Here is an 18318-nt window from a genome sequence, read left to right on the forward strand (position 1 = left end):
TGGTCTGACACCTTGAGCATTCGGTATGAAAATCCTCGCGATAAGCTTGCTGGCCACGCTACTGCTGGCTCTATGGGGCTGCGGCCAGGCGCAGGAGAGCACTGAAAAAAGCCCCCCAGCGGCCAAGCCGACGGCCCAAAGCCAAAACGAGAAATGGTGGAAGGAAACGGTGGTCTACCAGATTTATCCGCGCAGCTTTCAGGACAGCAACGGCGACGGCGTGGGCGACTTGCGCGGCATTATTTCCCGACTCGACTACCTCCAGAGCCTGGGTGTGGAGACGATCTGGCTGAACCCGATCTACGCCTCGCCCAACGACGACAACGGCTACGACATCTCCGACTACCGCCGGATTCAGCCCGAGTTCGGCACCATGCAGGACTTCGATGCGCTGCTCAAGGGACTGCATGAGCGCGGCCTGAAGCTGGTGATGGACCTGGTGGTAAACCACAGCAGCGACGAGCATGAGTGGTTTAAACAAGCGCGCAGCTCGCGCCAGAATCCGTACCGCGCCTACTACCACTGGTGGCCGGCCGAGAAGGGCAAGCCCACGCCGCGCTACAGCTTCTTCGACGTGAACAGTGACGCCTGGAAATACGATTCGCTCACCAACGCCTACTACCTGCACTACTTCTCGCGCAAGCAGCCCGACCTGAACTGGGAAAACCCCAAGCTGCGCCAGGAGGTGCACAGCATCATGCGCTTTTGGCTGGATAAGGGCATCGACGGCTTTCGGATGGACGCCTTTCAGTACGTGGCCAAGGACACGACCTTCCCGGCGTTTCCGGCCGGCTACGAAAAGCAGATTCTGAAATACTACAGCAGCGGCCCCAACCTGCACGCCTACATTCAGGAGATGAACCGCGAGGTACTCAGCAAATACCCCGTGATGACCGTGGCCGAAGGCGCGGGCGACTCGCCCACCGAGGCCATGAAGTTTGTGGACCCCGCCCGCCGGGAGCTGAACATGGCCTACCACTTCGAGGGCATGGACATCGGCAACGGGCCCGAGGGCTATAAGCTCACCGACTTCAAGCAGGTGTACACCCGCTGGGACAGCGCTTTTGCCCGGAAAGGCTGGCTTTCTATTTTTCTGGCCAACCACGACGTACCGCGCATGGTCAGCAAGTTCGGTGACGACCGGCCCGCGTTTCGGGCGGCCTCGGCTAAGCTGCTCAACACGTTTATCCTGACCATGCGCGGCACGCCCTACTGCTACAACGGCGACGAGCTAGGCATGACCAACATTCGCTTCGACCGCATCGAGGACTACCGCGATGTGGCGACCTTGAACGGCTATCAGAAGGTAAAAAACCAGGGCGGCGACCTGGGGGGCTTTTTGGCCACCGCCAAGCGCACCGCCCGCGACAACTGCCGCACGCCCTTCCAGTGGGATGCCTCCCCCAACGCGGGCTTCACGACCGGCCGGCCCTGGCTAAAAGTGAACCCCAACTACCGGCAGATAAACCGGGCCGCCCAGGAAAAAGACCCCAATTCCATTCTAAATCATTTCCGCCGGGCTACGGCCGTCCGCCGCCAACATAAAGTGCTGGTGTACGGCCAGTACCAGCTGCTCGACGCAGCCAATCCGCACATCTACGCCTACACCCGCACGCTGGACCAGGAACGGGTGCTGGTGGCGCTAAACTTCTCCTCCGACAAGCGCACTTGGGCGCTGCCCGCTACGCTGAAGCTCGGTGGCCAGCCCTGGCTTAACAACTATCCTACCTTCACGCCGGCCGCTACTTTGGCGCTGCAGCCGTGGCAGGCCGTGGTGGTGCCGCTGCGGTAGCGCCTAAGTTGGCTAGTGCATATTCGCGTGTAGAGACGCAATACTTTGCGTCTCCTCGCCCGCGCCGTATGGCAGTTGTTCAACGAAGAGACGCAAAGTATTGCGTCTCTACATCATTACAGCATTTTATGAGCTAACGCAGGTACCTTCTTAGTCAACTACTTCCCACCCCACGTTTCCCTTCCCAAATGCCGGAATTTGCCCCCCAGCTTCCCAAAAAAGCCCCCCAAAAGCGGTTCGTTGGCCTATGCGCGCTGGCGTTGTTTTGCCTGTTGATTTTGCCCCCCACTCTTGCCCAGACGCCCGACCCGTGGCGCATTACGGCGAATAAGATTGACCCGGGCAACTACTACGGCGTGACGGTGGCCAACGGCATGATCGGCATTGTGTCGTCGCCGGCACCGTTTCAGGTCAAGAACGTGGTGCTGGCCGGGGCCTACGACCAGTACGGGCGGGGGCGGGTGAGCAATTTCTTGAACAGCTTCAACCTGCTGAATATGTACCTGGAAGTGGACGACCGGCGGCTAGGCCCCCAGGATGCAAGCAACTTCCGCCAGGAGCTGGACATGCGCCGCGCGGCCCTCACCACCACCTTCGACTACCAGGACAAGGCCACCATTAGCTACACTTACTACGCCCTGCGCCACCTGCCGTTTACGGTGCTGCTGGATGTGTCGATAACGGCCAAAAAGGACCTTGCCCTGACGGCGGCCAGCGTAATGGAAACCCCGGACGCCCTGCGCGACGCCCAGAACTACTACAACGAGATTGACCGGCCCCACGTCACGCTCAGCCTGCTCACTTCCTCGGCCCAAAGCCCCACGGGCAAGCTGCAGCTCTGCGCGTCCAACAGCTTTTTGTTCAATGAGGCGCACGGGCAGGAGCCGCGGGTGATCCATGAGATGTGGGACAACAACATGCACCTGATGAAGTTCAGCAAAAAGCTGCCCGCCGGCCAGACCTACACCTACGCCGTGACCGGCTCCTCCATCACCAGCGCCCACCACGCCGACCCGCTGAATGAGGCCGAGCGCCTGACCATCTTTGCCCGCCTCGAAGGCAAGGACCGCTTATTAGCGTTTCATACCAAAGCCTGGAATGAGCTGTGGCAGAGCGACATCCAGATTGAGGGCGACCCGCAGGCCCAGCAGGATGTGCGCAGCATGCTCTACCACCTCTACAGCTTTTCGCGGGCCGGCACCGACTACTCGCCCTCGCCCATGGGCTTGTCGGGGCTGGGCTATAATGGCCACGTTTTCTGGGACACCGATGTGTGGATGTTTCCGGTGCTGGCGGTCATGCACCCGCAAATCGCTAAGTCCCTGATTGAGTACCGCTTCCAACGCTTGGAGGCGGCCCGGCGCAACGCCTTCGCCCACGGCTACCAGGGGGCCATGTACCCCTGGGAAAGCGCCGATACGGGCGTGGAGGAAACCCCGGTCTGGGCCCTGAGCGGCCCGTTTGAGCACCATATCTCCGCCTGCGTGGCCCTGGCCGCCTGGCAGTACTACTGCGTGACCCAGGACAAGGAGTGGCTGCGCGAAAAAGGCTGGCCCATCCTGTCGGCCACCGCCGATTTCTGGGCTAGTCGCGTGGAGCGCAACGGCCCTGGTCGCTACGACATCAAGAACGTGGTAGCCGCCGACGAGTGGGCCGAAAACGTGGACAACGATGCCTTCACTAACGCCGCCGCCCAGGTAAATTTGCAAAATGCCACGGCCGCCGCCAGGCTGCTCGGCCTGAAGGCCAACGCCGATTGGCTGCACGTGGCCCGCAACATCCCGATTCTGAAAATGGCCGACGGCGTGACCCGGGAGCATGCCACTTACAAAGGCGAAGGCATCAAGCAAGGCGACGTGAACCTGCTGGCCTACCCGCTGAACGTCATTACGGCCCCAGCCCAGATCAAAAAGGACCTTGCATACTATGAAACCCGCGTTCCCAATGAAGGCACGCCTGCCATGACACAGGGCATTTTCGCGTTGCTCTACGCTCGTCTCGGCGACGCCGACAAGGCGCGGCATTGGTTTAAAGATGCCTACGAGCCTAATCTACTGCCCCCCTTTCGGGTCATTGCCGAAACCAAGGGAGGCACCAACCCTTACTTCGCTACCGGCGCGGGGGGCGTTTTGCAGGCCGTACTCATGGGGTTTGGGGGGCTAAATATTACGCCCACCGGCATCACGCAAAGCAAAACCACCTTGCCCGCGGGCTGGCAGTCCGTCAAGATTACGGGCGTGGGCACGCAGCGCAAAACCTATTCTGTAGGCCGCTAAGGCCGCTCCGCGGCCCGGCCGCCACAGTTGCTGATGGATATGTTGATGTACCCAAGAGTAGAAAAGCAGAATTTGACAGCTACAGCCCTGCGCTTTGTCAGATACTGAGCTGTTGGTACAAAGCGAGTTAAGTCACGGCACAGTAGGTACCCTTCTTGGTGTTTGCCTCGTCTATCTTGTCCCTTGGGCCACCTGCTCTGGCAACGAGCCGTAACCACCGCGCCGCCTGATATTTTTATCCTCTACCTGCGTGCTACTCGAAGTAGAGGCACTTAGCTCCCAGCTCGCGGGGTCATGCCAGGTAGCAACCAGAAGGCTTAAGGATAGGCGGTACGTTGCCAATTTTATTATATACTTTCTGTATATTATGCTAGTAATAAGTTCTTGGTTCCCGTCTGTTCCCAGCCCGTCGGTTTGGTAATTGAGCGCCTTGGCTCGCGATGACAACCCCGTTCTCCTGTGCACCGACCCCATCGAGTGAGGTGCCAGCTCACGCTAACCACACCCGCGCGCTTGAGCCCTGCGATAGTTCTCGGCCACATATTTAGCATATAATTAGCACAATGTTAACTCGTTACTTCTATGAAACGCCTACTCTACCCGCTCCTATTCTTATCCAGTAGTATCCTGTTACTCTCCTCCTGTGACTTGCTGGAAGACTATATTTTGCCCCCCAAGAATGCTCAGGCCCCGTACCTGCTGCCGGATACGCCCTTACGCAACGCGCCGTCGGTACCACACACCGCGCCGCTGCCCCTGACCTTTTCTTCCCCTATAGACCCCGCCACCGCGGGTGCCATCACGGTGCTCGGGACCCAGCGCCAAGGGCGGCGTGCAACGACGGCCACGGTTGCGGGCCGCACAGTTTCGCTGGCGGTGGCCGGAGGCTTCTTTGCCGGCGAGCCCGTGAGCGTGAGCGTACCGGCCACCGTGCGCGGCACCAACGGGCGGGCAGTACAACCGCAGGTGCTGCAGTTTACGACAGCGGCCACCGGGCCGGGCCGGGGCACCTTCACTACGGGAAGCAGTGTCCCCCGGAATTACGGTTCAGGGGGGGAGGCGCTCGCCGACATTGACAGCGATGGCGACCTCGACCTGCTTTTTCCCTTGGGCGGCAGTCTGGGTGTCTCCTCGAACCAAGTGGCGGTGCGCCTCAACGACGGGCAGGGTACGTTTAGCGGCAGCACGGCTGTGCGGGTCGGCAATGGCGGCGGCGACTGGGCGGTGGCGACGGCCGATCTGGACAGCGATGGCGATCTGGACCTGCTGGCGGCGGGCGGCGGGAGCAATGCGGTTAGTGTGCGCCTCAACGATGGACGCGGCAATTTCGGGGGCGGCTCGGAAGTGCCCGTCCTGGTTACAGCCTATTCCCTGGCCACGGCCGATCTGGATAGCGACGGCGACCTGGACCTGGTCGTGCACACGAACAGCAACGGGCAAACCGTGGCGAGCGTTCGTCTCAACCAGGGTAATGGGATGTTTGGCGGGGGCTCCGAAGTGGCGGTGGCCGGCGGCACGGGCGCCCTTACCCTGGGCGATGTAGACAATGATGGGGACCTGGACCTGCTTACCACGGGTTTTTCGTCGGGGTACATCTATACTTGCCGCAACCAGGGCAATGGCACCTTCGGCCCTGCGGCTGCTACCCTGATGCCCAACAATCCGGCCGCGGTGGCGCTGGCAGACCTGGACCGGGATGGCGACTTGGACCTGCTGGCGGGCTGCGCCGGCAGCAATACCGTCGAAACCCGACTCAACAACGGACAAGGACAGTTTGCCCCCACGGGCGCTTCCGTTTCGGTCGGGAATTACCCCGAGCAGCTGCGCCTAGCCGATTTGGACAGCGACGGCGACTTAGACCTGCTCACCGGCAATTTGCAGGGCGGCAACGTCAGTGTGCGATTTAACACCGCCGGCACGTTTGCCGGCGGGTCGGAGGTGGCGTTGGGAAGGACTGTTCACGGGCTGGCAATTGGCGACTTAGATGGCGACGCCGACGTGGATTTCGTGGCAGGCGTGGAATCCGCTTCCTCCCTCATTCGCATCGCTTTCAACCAGTAACGTGCTGGCCTCTTTTCTACCCAAATTCCCCTGGAAGGCAACCAGTCATCACCTGTGGGCGGAAACCCCGCACTTAGGGGCATAGGCGCTAGGTGGCGTATTGCTAGGGGGCATTTCTAAGCCACGGCGCCAGCCTGATCCGATGGCCGATCAGCGGCTGAGCGGACTGAGGAGTAGCCGGCCGCAGCTAGCGGGTGCATCCTTTTTCGCTCCGTGGTCAGGAGAACACCTGCTAGCTTGCCCCAACCGCGTCAATGGCTTCAATCACTTAGGCGGGGGTGCTTGCCACAACGGTATTGGCGGGCACATCCCGGCTAACTCACTAATGGCACCGGCGCGCACGGCGCGCCGGTGCTAATACGCGGAATCGTGGCCCCGTGGGTTTTATCGGCCAGGGAGTAGCCTAGACCGCGTTTCAGACGGACAAGAAGGCGGTGAGCTCCCCGGTATGCGTCAGGGTGAGCTGGTGCATGGCCCGCGTGCAGGCTACGTAGAGCATGCGCTTATCTACCTCCGTTTTATACGTCGGGGCGGAAGCAAAAGGAACCAGCACCGCGTCGAATTCCAGTCCTTTCGCCAGATGGGCCGTGGTGATGACGATGCCTTCGGTGAAGGAAGTGGATTCCTCGGTAAGTAAATGAACCGCGGGGGCTTGCAGCACTCGATAGGCCTCCTGAGCCTGCCGCAGGGTTTTGCAGATGATACCCAAGGACTGATGGCTGGAGCCTTGGAAGTCCGTGATCAGCTGCTGAATGGTCTGCCACTCCTCGGCTGGGCTGCCGCAGCGCACCACGACGGGCTCCGGTCCGTGCCGCTCCAGCGGGATGATGTGAGGATTGGACGTGATGCGCTGCGCAAAGGTCGTTATCTCGACCGTGGAGCGGTAGCTGCGGTACAGCTTTACTACGTCGGCCTGCGGGAAGACCCGTTCGATGGTTTCGGCGGAGGAAGCGCTGTAGGGATTCACCGTCTGGCTGACATCGCCCAGAATGGTTTTGCGGCACGCGAACAACCGCGACAACACGGCATATTGCACGGGGGTATAGTCCTGCATCTCGTCCACCAGCAGGTGCTTGACCTGGTCGTAGGCACTCAGGCCTTCCAGGCGCAGGCGCAGGTAGATCAGGGCAAAGACATCCGCGTATTCCAAGCGCGTGCGCTGGTCGTACCTAAACAGCTCGGGCCGACCGATCCAGCGATAAAAATCCCGGTAGAAATCCAGCACCTGCTGAAACCTGAACAGGCGGAAAATCGCTTCTCCGATTGTTGCCTTCTCCCGCCCCGTTAGCTTCCGGCGGGTGGCGTCCCGGACATAGGCGCGCACATCCTCGGCAACCAGCGCCAATCGCTTTAAGAGCGGCACCCGGTGGTAGGTTTTGAACCTGGCCACCAGAAACGCCCCGGGGACGAGGGTGGGGCCCACCCGCAGGTCGGTAGCGGCGAAGTAGTGATTCTCAATGTGGAGCAGGTACTGGTTTAGCTGGCTGAGGAAGTCGAAGGAAGACTTGAAGCGGATGCGTTCGATGAAGGCCGGGTCGTGGTCCTGCAGCAGCGCGGACACTTGTTCGAAGAAGGACTGGAACGGGTACTTGCCTTCTAGCAAGTCGGCCGCTAGCTCGTCCATGCCTAGCTCGGGGATGTGCTCTTCCCCCAGCTCAGGCAAGACGTTGGAGATGTAGTCGGCGAAAACTTTGTTGGGCGAGATGATGAGCAAATCCTTGGCTTTGATGGTGTCCCGATAGCGATACAACAGGAAGGCCAGGCGATGCAAGGCAATGGAGGTTTTGCCCGAGCCGGCCACGCCCTGAATGACCATCACCTGCGCGGTTTCGTTGCGGATCACCGCGTTCTGGTCCCGCTGAATGGTGGCGACGATGTTCTTCATCTTATCGTCGGAGGACTTGGCCAGCTCCCGCTGCAGTACGTCGTCGTGAATGTTGACGTCACTGTCGATCATAAACTCCAGGCGGCCGTCCCGTATCTTGTACTGCCGCTTTAGCGCAATGGTGCCACGGATGGGGCCCGACGGGGTGGTGAAGGAGGCGGCCCCCAACTCGTAGTCGTAGAACAGGGAGGCAATGGGGGCCCGCCAGTCGTAGATCAGGCCCTGCCGCTGTTGCTCATCGACGAAGGAGTACATCCCGATGTACACGGGCAACGCTACCTTATTCTGGGGGGCAAAATCAATGCGGCCAAAGTAGGGCGACTGCCCTAGCTTGAGGAGCTTGTGCTTCCGGGCCACGGCCGCTTCGCCCGTAAAAGCCATGCGGTTAATGGATTGGTCGGCGGCGACCATGTCGGCGTCGTCCAGGCTGGACTGGTGTTCGTGGAGGTACTGCTTTTTCTCCCGAAGCTCGTGGGAAAATTGCTTGACGGCATCATCGACCCGCCGAATGGCCACGGTCAGCTTCTCCTTAATTACTTCCAGGTATTCTCTCTCTTCTTGCTCCGTTGCGTTCATCCTGGGGGGCTTTTTGACAGTGGACGGCAAAGGTGGCCTCAAATCCCGGTCGGTTGAAGCATCCGGCCTCTTTTATTAGGTGGCGGGGCCTCCAATGACGCTAGGGGGCTTTTTTCCTCAGAAGCTATTAAACTATCAACACGCAGCCTTAGAGTTCAAGAAGGGCGGCGTTAGCAAACCGTATGGGAGGCAGCCTCTTAGAAAAAAGCCCCCCAGGCGTTCTTCGGCGTCCCCGCACCCATAGCACTGCCTTCCTACAAGTTCTCTCAAGAGACGTAGATAATAGCCCGCGACCGAATAGCGCCAAAAGCGTCGTATAAAACGTACTTTTCCAATCTTCGTCCCCAGCTTTGGTTAGCGCCTGCGCGCCCGATTCCCTACCCTTCATCTTTTCCTGCCATGCCTCCCTTCTCACTGCAACCCCACTTAGAAACCGATACTCTCCGGCTGCTGCCCTTGCAGGCGGCAGACTTTGCGGACCTATACGCCGTTGCGGCCGACCCTAAGATTTGGGAACAGCACCCCAATAAGGACCGCTGGCGACAAGAGGTATTTACCTCCTTTTTCGAGGGGGCCATGCAGAGCGGCGGGGCCTTTAAAGTGGTGGATAAAGCGACGGGCGCCACGCTGGGCAGCACCCGCCTCTACGACTACAATGCCCCCGATAACAGCATCCTGATCGGCTACACCTTCTACGGCAGGCAGTCCTGGGGCACCGGCGTCAACCATGCCGTGAAACGCCTGCTGCTGGATTATGTGTTTCAGTTCGTGGATACGGTCCGGTTTCACATTGGGGCGGGCAACGTGCGCTCACAAATCGCCATCCAGCGGCTGGGCGCCACCAAGGTTGCCGAGCAGGAAGTGGCCTATTACGGCGAGTCGCCCCAGCTCAACTTTGTGTACGCAATAGAAAAACCGACCTGGACTGCGTGAGTTTTGCGGCCCAATACTCGTGTCTGGATGACCGAATCGGCAATGGGCATGTATTAAAAAAGTCCAGGGTACAGCTGCCGGCTGTTGGGTGGCTGGTGCGGCAACTGCCGGGTCAAGTGGTAATAAATTGATAATAAATCCCTAATCTAGGACGCCGCCTAGTTCAGGCTAGCCGGAAGACCTTTGCCTGACCTTGCCACCATCCCCTAACCCCTGTTCTATGAAGCGTACTGTTACCCGCCTGAGCACCCTGCTGGTGCTGCTAACCCTGGCCGTTTCCTGCTCAAAAGACGAGCTCGTGGCCCCCGTTCCCTCGCCCACCGCGGCGCCTAGTAGCCAGGATGCTACCCGCGACAGCCATCTGGCCCTGGGCAATCCCAGCGGCGCCATCGCCGACCCGTATTACTACTGGAACTACCTGCTCGTGAAATCTCAGTTTACCATGTCTTACCACCGCGACCGGGGGGTACCGAACTGGGTCAGCTGGCACTTGAGCAGCGCCTGGCTGGGCAGCACCCCGCGCCAGGACAACTTTTCCACGGACGCCGCCCTGCCCACGGGCTGGTACCGCGTGACCAGCACCAGCTATTCCGGCTCGGGCTTCGATCGGGGTCACCTGTGCCCATCGGCGGATCGCACGGCCTCGATTGCCGATAACTCGGCCACCTTTAAAATGACCAATATGATGCCCCAGGCGCCGACCAACAACCAGCAAACCTGGGCAAATCTGGAGAATTACTGCCGCACACTGGTGGGTCAGGGCTACGAGCTGTACGTGATTGCCGGCAGCTATGGCAAGGGGGGCACGGGCTCCGCTGGCTACAAGACGACACTGGATGCGGGCCGCGTGACGGTGCCTGCACGCACCTGGAAAGTTGTGGTCGTGCTGCCCGAGGGCTCCTCAGACGCGAGTCGGGTGAGCAGCGGCACGCGCGTGATTGCCGTGGATATGCCCAACACGAACACCCTCAGCACGAGCTGGGGCAGCTACCGCACCACGGTCGATGCCATTGAAGCGGCCACGGGCTACAACATTCTCTCGGCCGTCTCGAGCACCGTGCAGAGCACCGTCGAGGCAAGAGTGGACGCCGGGCCGACAAGCTAAGGCCGGTGGAGGCACGAAAAGCCTCTCGCCCCTCGGGTGGGGGGCTTTTTTGTGCCCATCAAGTTGTTGTATCTCTGCACCTGCTGGCGGCTGGTCCGCACCTTTGTTGGTCGGGCCACTTCCCGCGCCGAGTGGCCCTTAGCTGGGGGCGGCGTTGCCCTTGGCGGCGACGTGGCTGCGAAAGAGCAGGATGTCTTTATCGAATAGGTAAATGCCGCTTTTGTCGTCACCCACCAGCTCGAGCTTGTCGTTGAGGGTGCGGGCCAGTGCTTCCTCCTCCAGCTGCTCCGAGACGTACCACTGCAAAAAGTTGTGGGTGGCAAAGTCCCGCTCATGAAGGGCCAGGCCCACCAGATCGTTGATACTGGCGGAGACAGCCATCTCGTGGTGCAGGAAGTCCTGAAAGACCCGCTGCAGGGATTGAAAGGTAAGAACCGGTTGCGCTAGGGCGGGTACTAGGGCAAAGCCGCCGCGCTCGTTGACGTAGCGGATGAGCTTGAGCATATGGACCCGCTCCTCCTGGCTTTGCTGATAGAAAAAAGTCGTTACCCCGTCCAGACCGGGCTGAATTTCGGCCCAAGAGGCCATGGCTAGGTAGGCCTGGGAGGACTGGGCCTCCAGGGCAATTTGTTGGTTGAGCGCGTCTTGCAGCGGAGCTGTGAGCATCGTAAAGCTGGGTTAACACCACGAAACAGGAACGGTGCGGCCCGCCCGGTCCCACCTGCTATCCTATACGGGAACAGGGCCTGGAAAGGATAAGGCTGTCCAAGCGCGGCGGCTTATCAGCCCGAGAGTAACTCACCAGAGAAGGGGTATCAGCACCGGAAGAAGAATCGCGGGGAACTGCCGTGAGGATTGTGCTGGCTCCGGCCTTACCGGCTCGGGGGGCAAATGCAGGCTAAATTCGGTGTAGTGCCCCTCCTCCGAGCGCACTTGCAAGGTGCCGCCGTGGCCCTGGGTGATGATCTCGTAGCTCAGCGACAAACCTAGGCCGGTGCCCTGCCCGGGCGGCTTGGTCGTGAAAAACGGCTGAAACACTTTCTCCTGAACCCCCGCCGGTATTCCGAGTCCGTTGTCCCACACGCGGATTTCCACGGTCTGTGCGCCGCGCCGCGTCCGCACCCGTACTTGGGGCTGGTAGTCATGGCCCGTTTCCTGCTGCTCAGAGCGCTGCTGGGTCGCGTAAAAGGCATTGCTGAATAGGTTGAGGAGCACCCGCCCGATGTCCTGGGGCACGACGGCCAGAGAACCAAGTCGCTCGTCGTACTCCGCTACCAAGTCGCAGCGGAAATCGGGATTCTTGGCGCGTGCGCCCTGGTAGGCCAAGCGCAGATACTCATCGGTAAGCTGGTTGAGTTTGGTCGGCTGTTTGGTGCCGGCAGCTTGGCGGCTGTGGGCCAGCATGCCCCGCACAATGGTGTCGGCGCGGCGGCCGTGGTGGTTGATCTTGAGTAGGTTGGCTTTCAGATCGGCCAGCAGCGCCGCTTCACAGGCCGCATCAGGGGTGGGTTTCTGATGCTCCGCGGCTAGGTCGTCGAGCAGCTCGGCGCTGACCTCCGAGAAGTTGTTGACGAAGTTCAGCGGGTTCTGAATCTCGTGGGCAATGCCGGCCGTTAGCTCGCCCAAGGAGGCCATCTTCTCTTTCTGAATGAGCTGAGCTTGGGTGGTTTGCAGAACCTGGTAGGCCTGCTCGGCGTGGGCGCGCTGGGCGTCCAGCTCCCCTTTTTGCTGACTCAATAAGGCATTGCTGCGCTGCTGCCGCCGCGTTGTGCGCCAAAGTAGCAGCGCCACCAGTAGCCCAACGCCCGCAGCTACGGCCAGGCCGTAGCTGCGCAAGCGTTCTCGGTACGCTTGGCGGGTGGCCGCCAGTTCCTGCTGACGCTGCTGCTCCTCAAAGCGGATCGTGAGCAGTTGCTTCACCTTTTGCTGGCTGAACAGGCTGTCTTTGGCGGCCACGGCTACCTTGTAGTAACGTAGGGCCTGGGTGTCGTCGCGGCCTTCGTAAAGCTGGGCCAGCAGTTGGCTGGCTGGCAAAATGCCGGTCAGAAACTGGCTCTGCTGCGCGACCCGGAGTGATTGCCGGGCATAGATCAGGCTGGAGTCGCGTGCCCCCATTGCCTGATGCAGCGTGGCCAGCCGCAAGTAAATGATATTCTGTTCAGCTGGGTCCTGAGTCAGGCGCCCGGCCCATCGGTACAGGCGCAATGCCTCGCCCACATTGTTTTGTTGCTTGCGAATATCCCCCAGCACGTACAGCGTGTTGGGCAGCACCATCTGGGCGGCTGGATTTCGTGTAAATACTAAGGCTAGACGTAGGTATGCTTCGGCTGAATCCACCTGCCCGCTATTGGCATACAGCTCCCCCAGGTTGCAGTACTGGATAGCGTGGAGCAGCGAGTCGGGCGGCCGACCGGCCTGTTGCTGATGCAGCTTAAACAACCGCAAGGCCTCCCGCTGGTGCTTCAGGCCCTGCGCGTAGTCCTTTTGGTCGATATAGGCTACCGCCATGTTATTGTGCGCTACCGACTGCCGGCGCAGATTAAGCAATGACTCACTCAGATCCGCGGACTGTTGCATCAGCCGGATGGCGCGGGGGTAATCGCCCAGTTGCACCATAATGGCCCCCATGACATTGAGGGCATGCGCCTGGCCCAATGGATAGCTCAAGCGGCGGGCCAGCGCATACCCTTGCTGCACGAGCCGGTAGGCCGTATCAGGCCGGGTATTACGATAGTTAAACGCTAGGTCGATGAGCAGCATCACCCGGTTGGTATCGTTGGGCTGGGATAGTAAGCGTTGGCGCAGGCTGTCCGGCAGGGTCGGTCTGTCTTGCGCCCGCGCCTGCTGCGGCAGCCCAAGCAGGCTTAGGAATAAACAGGTGGAAAGCAGGGTGAGCAGCAATAACGTTCGCATGGCCAGCAGCTTGTTGTCATTTTATTTTAGCTGGCCTTACTCCGCTGCCGCTGGAGGCAACACCCCTACCTGCTGCAATAACCCAACGGTATCCATGAGTATCCTGCTTTCAGCAAAGCGGCCATTCCTCACTACGTCCATCACCACTCCCCACACCTCCACCTTTTTATTCGTGGGGGGGATGCCCATAAAGGCCCCGGCGTGCGTTCCCGTCCAGGTGAATCGGGTTACCACCTTTTCCCCTTCCGCAATTTGTTCCTGCACCGTCCAGTGCATGTCAGGAAAGCCGGCGAGCATAGCTGTAATAGCAAACTTTAATCCTTCTCTGCCCGGTCCCTGGCCCGGAAACGGCACCTGTTCCGTAAAGTCTTCCGCAACTAGATCGTCGATGGCATGGAGGTTCTTCTTGTTTATGACTTCCTCAATAAAATGAGTCATAAATTCTTTGTTTTCGGCGGCAGCCATGGCGTTCAGGATGTAGGTAGGAAAGGATTGATTTTGCGTAATGGCTTCAGCACCAGCAGCCAGAAAAAGCCCCCCAGCCTGCGGTAGCCGCCACGACGGCGCGGAGTTTACGCCACGACTAGCCCGTAATTGGCCATAATTTCCTGCACCCGGACCGGGTCTGGCGGGCCGCCGGCTTGTAGCAGGGCCCCCAGCTCCCGAAAATAAGCCGGGCCAATGCGGGCCGGGGTCAGCACGGTGAGTACCGTCGCCGTTTCGGTGCCCAGGTTGGCGTGGTGGTGCACCACGCCGCGCGGGATAAAGCACGACTCGCCCACGCCCAGCGCCCGCACCTGGCCAGCCACGGTAGTCGTCATGCTGCCCGCCAGCCCATAGAGTAGCTCGTCCACATCCTCGTGGTAGTGCGGGGCGGGCACCTTCGCCCCGGGCGGCACCGAAAACTCGAACATGACCAGGCGCTGGTCGGTATCGTCGCCATCGAGCAAAAAGCGCAGCTCCAGGGCGCCCACGCGAATAATTTCTTTGGGTTCTGGCATGTCGGAGGTAGTAATTTTCCTTCGATTTGGTAAGTGTTTATCAACTGCCTTCATCTACAGAGCAAGGCCTTGAGCGGGACGATCTGTCTCCTGCCGCGAGCCGAGTCGTGTGGCCACCAGCTTAGGACCGGGCGAGGTGCATATCGAAGCTAGCAGCCCGCTCTACTACTTGCTGAATTACCTGCGCGTCCACGGAGGCCGCAAAGGCGCCTTCCCGAGCCGCCTCAATGCCGAACTCCTCAAAAAACGCTCGAAAGCCCTTGGGGCTGTGCACGTTCAGCCACCGGCAGGGCTCGGCACCCACGTTGCTGAAGGTGTGCACGGTATTGGGGGGCAAATCAATCGATTCGCCGGCCCGCACCGGCACGGGCTGGCCATCCACCAGAAACTCAAGCTGGCCGTCCAGCACGTAGAACAGCTCGTGGTAGCGGGCATGGTGGTGGGGCGGCGGGCCGGGTACCTGCGGCAGGGTGACACCTTCGAGCAAATCGTAGTCGCCCGAGGATGCGTGCAGGGTCAGGGTGTGGCCCAGGCAAATAATTTCTTTTTTCATGAGGAAATAGTTTATGAGATAGTTGTCTCACAAACATAACCAAAAAATTAACCCGTTTGCAAATTTTATGAGATATTTGTCTCATGAAAAATAAAACGCTCACCACTGGTCGAATCCAGCAGAAACGAGCGACCCGCACCAAAATTCTGGAAACGGCCCAGCGCTTGCTGCAAACCCAAGCCGCCTTTTCCCTCGAAGACGTGGCTCAGGCCTTGGGTATCTCCCGAGCCACTATCTACCGCTATTTTTCCGACGTGGATCTGCTCTGCGCGGAGGCTGCTCTCTCGTTCCAGGTCAAACAACCCGCCGATTTTGTGCTGGATACCCAGCACCTGGGCCTAGCCGATTCGCTGGCCTACGTGCAAGCCTACTACAATGGGTTGGCGCAACGCCACGAGCCCGCGTTCCGCAAATACCTGAGCGTAGTCCTGGCTGAATCGGTGAAGCAAGGCAGCGGTGCGTCGCTGCGGGGTGCCCGCCGGCTCGACGCGCTAGAAGCGGTGATGCGGCCCTACGCTGCCCAGATTGAGCCCGCAAACTACGAGCGCCTTAAGCAGACGGTCTCCGTCTTGACGGGCATCGAGCCCATGATTGTCAACAAGGATGTCAATGGCCTCTCGAATGACGCTTCCAATGATCTGTTGCAGTGGGCGCTGCAAATGATTCTCAAGGGCCTGGAAGCAGAAAAGGTTGGAACCGGGACGGCAGGCGCGTCTGGGAAAGCCAGCAATAGCTAGCCTGCGTCCTCTTTCGCGCGCGGCAGCCGCCGGGCAGACGCGTGCTTAATGCAACTTAACTTTAGCGACAAAAAGCCATACTACGCTTCAAAACAGATGTTTATGGTAAGCTTGGCTAAGCACCCAAACAAAAAAGCCGTCCCCACCCGGAAACGGCTTTTTTACTAGTATCGGAACCGGAGAAAATTCCCACCCAACCCCGGTCCGATCCTGTTCGCTAGGCTTAGTGCCGGAACATCAGTTCGCGGTACTTCACCAGCGGCCAGTCCTCATCGGCCACCATCAACTCCAGCTTGTCGGTGGAGCGGCGGATGGCGTCGAAACATGTCTTTACTTCGTCGCAGTAGGCAATGGCCCGGGCGCGAGTATCTTCAATTTTGTTTACTCGTTTGCGGCGCTCAATCATCTCCACCACAGTGGTTTTGATAGTTGAAATATGACGCGAGATAGCTTTAATAGTGTCCACCGTCACCTGCGAGAACTCATCGTCGAGGCCCAGCTCGCGCAGACCGCTAATGTTGGTGATCAGCTTGGTTTGGTAAGCGATGGCCGTCGGGATGACGTGATTGATGGCCAGGTCGCCCATAGTACGGCTCTCAATCTGAATTTTCTTGATGTAGTCTTCCAGCAGAATCTCGTGGCGGGCGTGCAGCTCTACGGGCGAGAAAATCTGGTGACGACCAAACAGATCCGCCGCGTCTTCGCGAATCAGGGCGTCGAGGGCTAGCGGCGTGGTGCGCACGTTGGCCAGACCACGACGGTTAGCTTCATCTTCCCACTCCTGCGAGTAGCCGTTGCCTTCGAAGCGAATTGCTTTGGATGAAATCACGTACTCGCGCAACACTTCCACAATGGCTACTTCCTTTTTCTTGCCCTGCTCAATCAGCTCATCTACCGACTCTTTGAAGTTGATCAGCTGCTCAGCTACGATGGTGTTGAGCACTGTCATGGCTGAGGAGCAGTTGGCTGAAGAACCCACGGCACGCAGCTCAAATTTGTTGCCGGTGAAGGCAAACGGCGAAGTGCGGTTGCGGTCGGTGTTGTCGAGTAGAATAGCCGGAATCTTGTCGATGCCAAGCTTGAGGTAAATATTGTCGCCTTTGTCGAGGGGCAGCTTAGCGGTACGCTCCAACTCATCCAGTACGGAGTTGAGCTGCGAGCCTACGAACACCGACATAATAGCCGGGGGAGCTTCGTTGGCACCCAGACGATGGTCGTTGGAGGCGGAAGCGATGCTGGCACGCAATAAATCAGCGTAGCGGTGCACGGCTTTGATAGTCGTAATAAAGAAAGCCAGAAACTGAAGGTTTTCTTTCGGACGACGACCGGGCGCCAGCAGGTTCACACCGGTGTCGGTGCTCATAGCCCAGTTGTTGTGCTTACCGGAGCCGTTTACGCCCGCGAAAGGCTTCTCGTGGAGGAGCACCTTAAAGTTGTGCTGCTCGGCCACCCGCTCCATGATGTCCATCAGGAGCTGGTTGTGGTCGACGGCCAGGTTAGCGTCCTCGAAGGTTGGCGCACACTCAAACTGGTTGGGTGCCACCTCATTATGACGGGTCCGCAACGGAATACCAAGGCGGTTGGCCTCTTCCTCGTAGTCGAGCATGAAGGCGTGTACCCGGCTCGGAATCGAACCAAAATAATGGTCTTCCAACTGCTGGCCTTTGGCGGGCGCGTGCCCGAAGAGGGTGCGGCCGGTCATTACCAGGTCAGGACGGGCGTCGAAGAGGGCTCTATCTACCAGAAAATACTCCTGCTCAATACCGAGGGTCGTATTTACCCGGTTTACGTCCTTGTCGAAGTACTGGCATACATCAACTGCAGCCTGCTCCAGAATAGCTAGCGACTTGAGCAGCGGCGCTTTATAGTCGAGGGCCTCGCCGGTATAAGCCACGAAAATAGTGGGAATACACAGCGTTTTGGCGCCAGCGGTTTCAATGATAAAGGCCGGCGAAGTTGGGTCCCAGGCAGTATAGCCGCGTGCCTCGAAGGTATTGCGGATACCACCACTGGGGAAGCTCGACGCATCGGGCTCCTGCTGCACCAATGCTGAGCCCTTGAAGTTCTCAATCGGGCGGCCGTCGGAGTTAAGGTCGAAAAATGAATCGTGCTTTTCGGCGGTGGCGCCGGTCAGGGGCTGAAACCAGTGGGTGTAGTGGGTAGCGCCCTTGGCCATGGCCCAGGTTTTCATGGCCGAGGCCACGGCGTCGGCCACGCTACGCTCTACAGGCGTGCCTTGCTTTACGGCCGATTGTAGCTTTTTGAAATACTCGCCCGGCATAGTGGCGCGCATGGCATCCAGATTGAACACATTGCGGCCGAACGTATCGGAGCGACGCTCCCCAGACTGAACCACCGGAATAGGCCGGCGCTGATCTACGAGTTCGAGGGCTTTAAAGCGGAGAATTGCCATGTAAAGTTTGAGCGGGGTTAGTATTTCTATGGCAAATGTATAGTAATGATGCTTTATTTTCCAAATACACCTT

At 59.4% G+C, this 18318-nt stretch carries 13 protein-coding genes; 6 read left to right on the top strand and 7 right to left on the bottom strand.

The genetic code is table 11. From position 1 onward, the window contains the following. Nucleotides 1–25: 25 nt before the first annotated feature. From IEW06_RS16110 to IEW06_RS16120, 3 genes are all read left to right on the top strand, one after another. Nucleotides 26–1792 (top strand): glycoside hydrolase family 13 protein, encoded by a 1767-nt coding sequence (locus IEW06_RS16110; RefSeq protein ID WP_188548581.1) that lies wholly within the window; start codon nt 26–28, stop codon nt 1790–1792. Between the two features lie 188 nt (nt 1793–1980). Continuing rightward, nucleotides 1981–4068 (top strand): kojibiose hydrolase, encoded by a 2088-nt coding sequence (locus tag IEW06_RS16115; protein WP_188548582.1) that lies wholly within the window; start codon nt 1981–1983, stop codon nt 4066–4068. A 582-nt stretch (nt 4069–4650) separates the two neighbouring features. Next, a complete protein-coding gene (locus IEW06_RS16120) occupies nt 4651–6129 on the top strand; it encodes an FG-GAP-like repeat-containing protein (RefSeq protein WP_188548583.1) in 1479 nt (492 codons plus the stop codon). Nucleotides 6130–6544: 415 nt separating this feature from the next. Here IEW06_RS16120 and IEW06_RS16125 read toward each other — a convergent pair whose 3' ends face one another. Next, complete coding sequence (locus IEW06_RS16125) at nt 6545–8590, bottom strand: HelD family protein (RefSeq protein ID WP_188548584.1); 2046 nt, start codon at nt 8588–8590, stop codon at nt 6545–6547. A gap of 399 nt (nt 8591–8989) precedes the next feature. Here IEW06_RS16125 and IEW06_RS16130 point away from each other — a divergent pair, with 399 nt between their 5' ends. Both IEW06_RS16130 and IEW06_RS16135 read left to right on the top strand, forming a co-directional pair. Beyond that, nucleotides 8990–9523 (top strand): GNAT family N-acetyltransferase, encoded by a 534-nt coding sequence (locus IEW06_RS16130; RefSeq protein WP_187731791.1) that lies wholly within the window; start codon nt 8990–8992, stop codon nt 9521–9523. Nucleotides 9524–9743: 220 nt separating this feature from the next. Next, the gene (locus IEW06_RS16135; RefSeq protein WP_188548585.1) at nt 9744–10628 is read left to right on the top strand and encodes a DNA/RNA non-specific endonuclease; all 885 of its coding nucleotides are present in this window, start codon (nt 9744–9746) and stop codon (nt 10626–10628) included. Nucleotides 10629–10766: 138 nt separating this feature from the next. On the opposite strand, the gene IEW06_RS16140 is transcribed toward IEW06_RS16135, so the two are convergent. The 5 genes from IEW06_RS16140 to IEW06_RS16160 form a co-directional block, all read right to left on the bottom strand. Then, on the bottom strand, nt 10767–11294 hold the full coding sequence (locus IEW06_RS16140) for a ferritin (protein WP_187731790.1): 528 nt from the start codon (nt 11292–11294) through the stop codon (nt 10767–10769). A 132-nt stretch (nt 11295–11426) separates the two neighbouring features. After that, nucleotides 11427–13541 (bottom strand): tetratricopeptide repeat-containing sensor histidine kinase, encoded by a 2115-nt coding sequence (locus IEW06_RS16145; RefSeq protein ID WP_188548586.1) that lies wholly within the window; start codon nt 13539–13541, stop codon nt 11427–11429. 36 nt (nt 13542–13577) lie between these two features. Continuing rightward, the gene (locus IEW06_RS16150; protein ID WP_188548587.1) at nt 13578–14006 is read right to left on the bottom strand and encodes an ester cyclase; all 429 of its coding nucleotides are present in this window, start codon (nt 14004–14006) and stop codon (nt 13578–13580) included. A gap of 107 nt (nt 14007–14113) precedes the next feature. Continuing rightward, the gene (locus IEW06_RS16155) at nt 14114–14542 is read right to left on the bottom strand and encodes a cupin domain-containing protein (protein WP_187731786.1); all 429 of its coding nucleotides are present in this window, start codon (nt 14540–14542) and stop codon (nt 14114–14116) included. Nucleotides 14543–14663: 121 nt separating this feature from the next. Then, complete coding sequence (locus IEW06_RS16160) at nt 14664–15095, bottom strand: cupin domain-containing protein (RefSeq protein WP_187731785.1); 432 nt, start codon at nt 15093–15095, stop codon at nt 14664–14666. 83 nt (nt 15096–15178) lie between these two features. Here IEW06_RS16160 and IEW06_RS16165 point away from each other — a divergent pair, with 83 nt between their 5' ends. Further along, on the top strand, nt 15179–15832 hold the full coding sequence (locus tag IEW06_RS16165) for a TetR/AcrR family transcriptional regulator (RefSeq protein WP_187731784.1): 654 nt from the start codon (nt 15179–15181) through the stop codon (nt 15830–15832). A gap of 223 nt (nt 15833–16055) precedes the next feature. Here IEW06_RS16165 and IEW06_RS16170 read toward each other — a convergent pair whose 3' ends face one another. Beyond that, nucleotides 16056–18245: a glutamine synthetase III family protein gene (locus tag IEW06_RS16170; RefSeq protein WP_187731783.1), complete on the bottom strand. Its 2190-nt coding sequence runs from the start codon at nt 18243–18245 to the stop codon at nt 16056–16058. Between the last annotated feature and the right edge of the window lie 73 nt (nt 18246–18318).

Origin of the sequence: Hymenobacter qilianensis (genome assembly GCF_014638675.1) — a bacterium.
GTDB lineage: Bacteria > Bacteroidota > Bacteroidia > Cytophagales > Hymenobacteraceae > Hymenobacter > Hymenobacter qilianensis.

Bases quoted from the DNA above. Each gene is read 5' to 3' on its own strand.
- IEW06_RS16145 (WP_188548586.1), bottom strand. From the start codon at position 13,541: ATGCGAACGTTATTGCTGCTCACCCTGCTTTCCACCTGTTTATTCCTA.
- IEW06_RS16160 (WP_187731785.1), bottom strand. From the start codon at position 15,095: ATGAAAAAAGAAATTATTTGCCTGGGCCACACCCTGACCCTGCACGCA.
- IEW06_RS16125 (WP_188548584.1), bottom strand. From the start codon at position 8,590: ATGAACGCAACGGAGCAAGAAGAGAGAGAATACCTGGAAGTAATTAAG.
- IEW06_RS16150 (WP_188548587.1), bottom strand. From the start codon at position 14,006: ATGGCTGCCGCCGAAAACAAAGAATTTATGACTCATTTTATTGAGGAA.
- IEW06_RS16155 (WP_187731786.1), bottom strand. From the start codon at position 14,542: ATGCCAGAACCCAAAGAAATTATTCGCGTGGGCGCCCTGGAGCTGCGC.
- IEW06_RS16110 (WP_188548581.1), top strand. From the start codon at position 26: ATGAAAATCCTCGCGATAAGCTTGCTGGCCACGCTACTGCTGGCTCTA.
- IEW06_RS16140 (WP_187731790.1), bottom strand. From the start codon at position 11,294: ATGCTCACAGCTCCGCTGCAAGACGCGCTCAACCAACAAATTGCCCTG.
- IEW06_RS16165 (WP_187731784.1), top strand. From the start codon at position 15,179: ATGAAAAATAAAACGCTCACCACTGGTCGAATCCAGCAGAAACGAGCG.
- IEW06_RS16120 (WP_188548583.1), top strand. From the start codon at position 4,651: ATGAAACGCCTACTCTACCCGCTCCTATTCTTATCCAGTAGTATCCTG.
- IEW06_RS16170 (WP_187731783.1), bottom strand. From the start codon at position 18,245: ATGGCAATTCTCCGCTTTAAAGCCCTCGAACTCGTAGATCAGCGCCGG.
- IEW06_RS16130 (WP_187731791.1), top strand. From the start codon at position 8,990: ATGCCTCCCTTCTCACTGCAACCCCACTTAGAAACCGATACTCTCCGG.
- IEW06_RS16115 (WP_188548582.1), top strand. From the start codon at position 1,981: ATGCCGGAATTTGCCCCCCAGCTTCCCAAAAAAGCCCCCCAAAAGCGG.
- IEW06_RS16135 (WP_188548585.1), top strand. From the start codon at position 9,744: ATGAAGCGTACTGTTACCCGCCTGAGCACCCTGCTGGTGCTGCTAACC.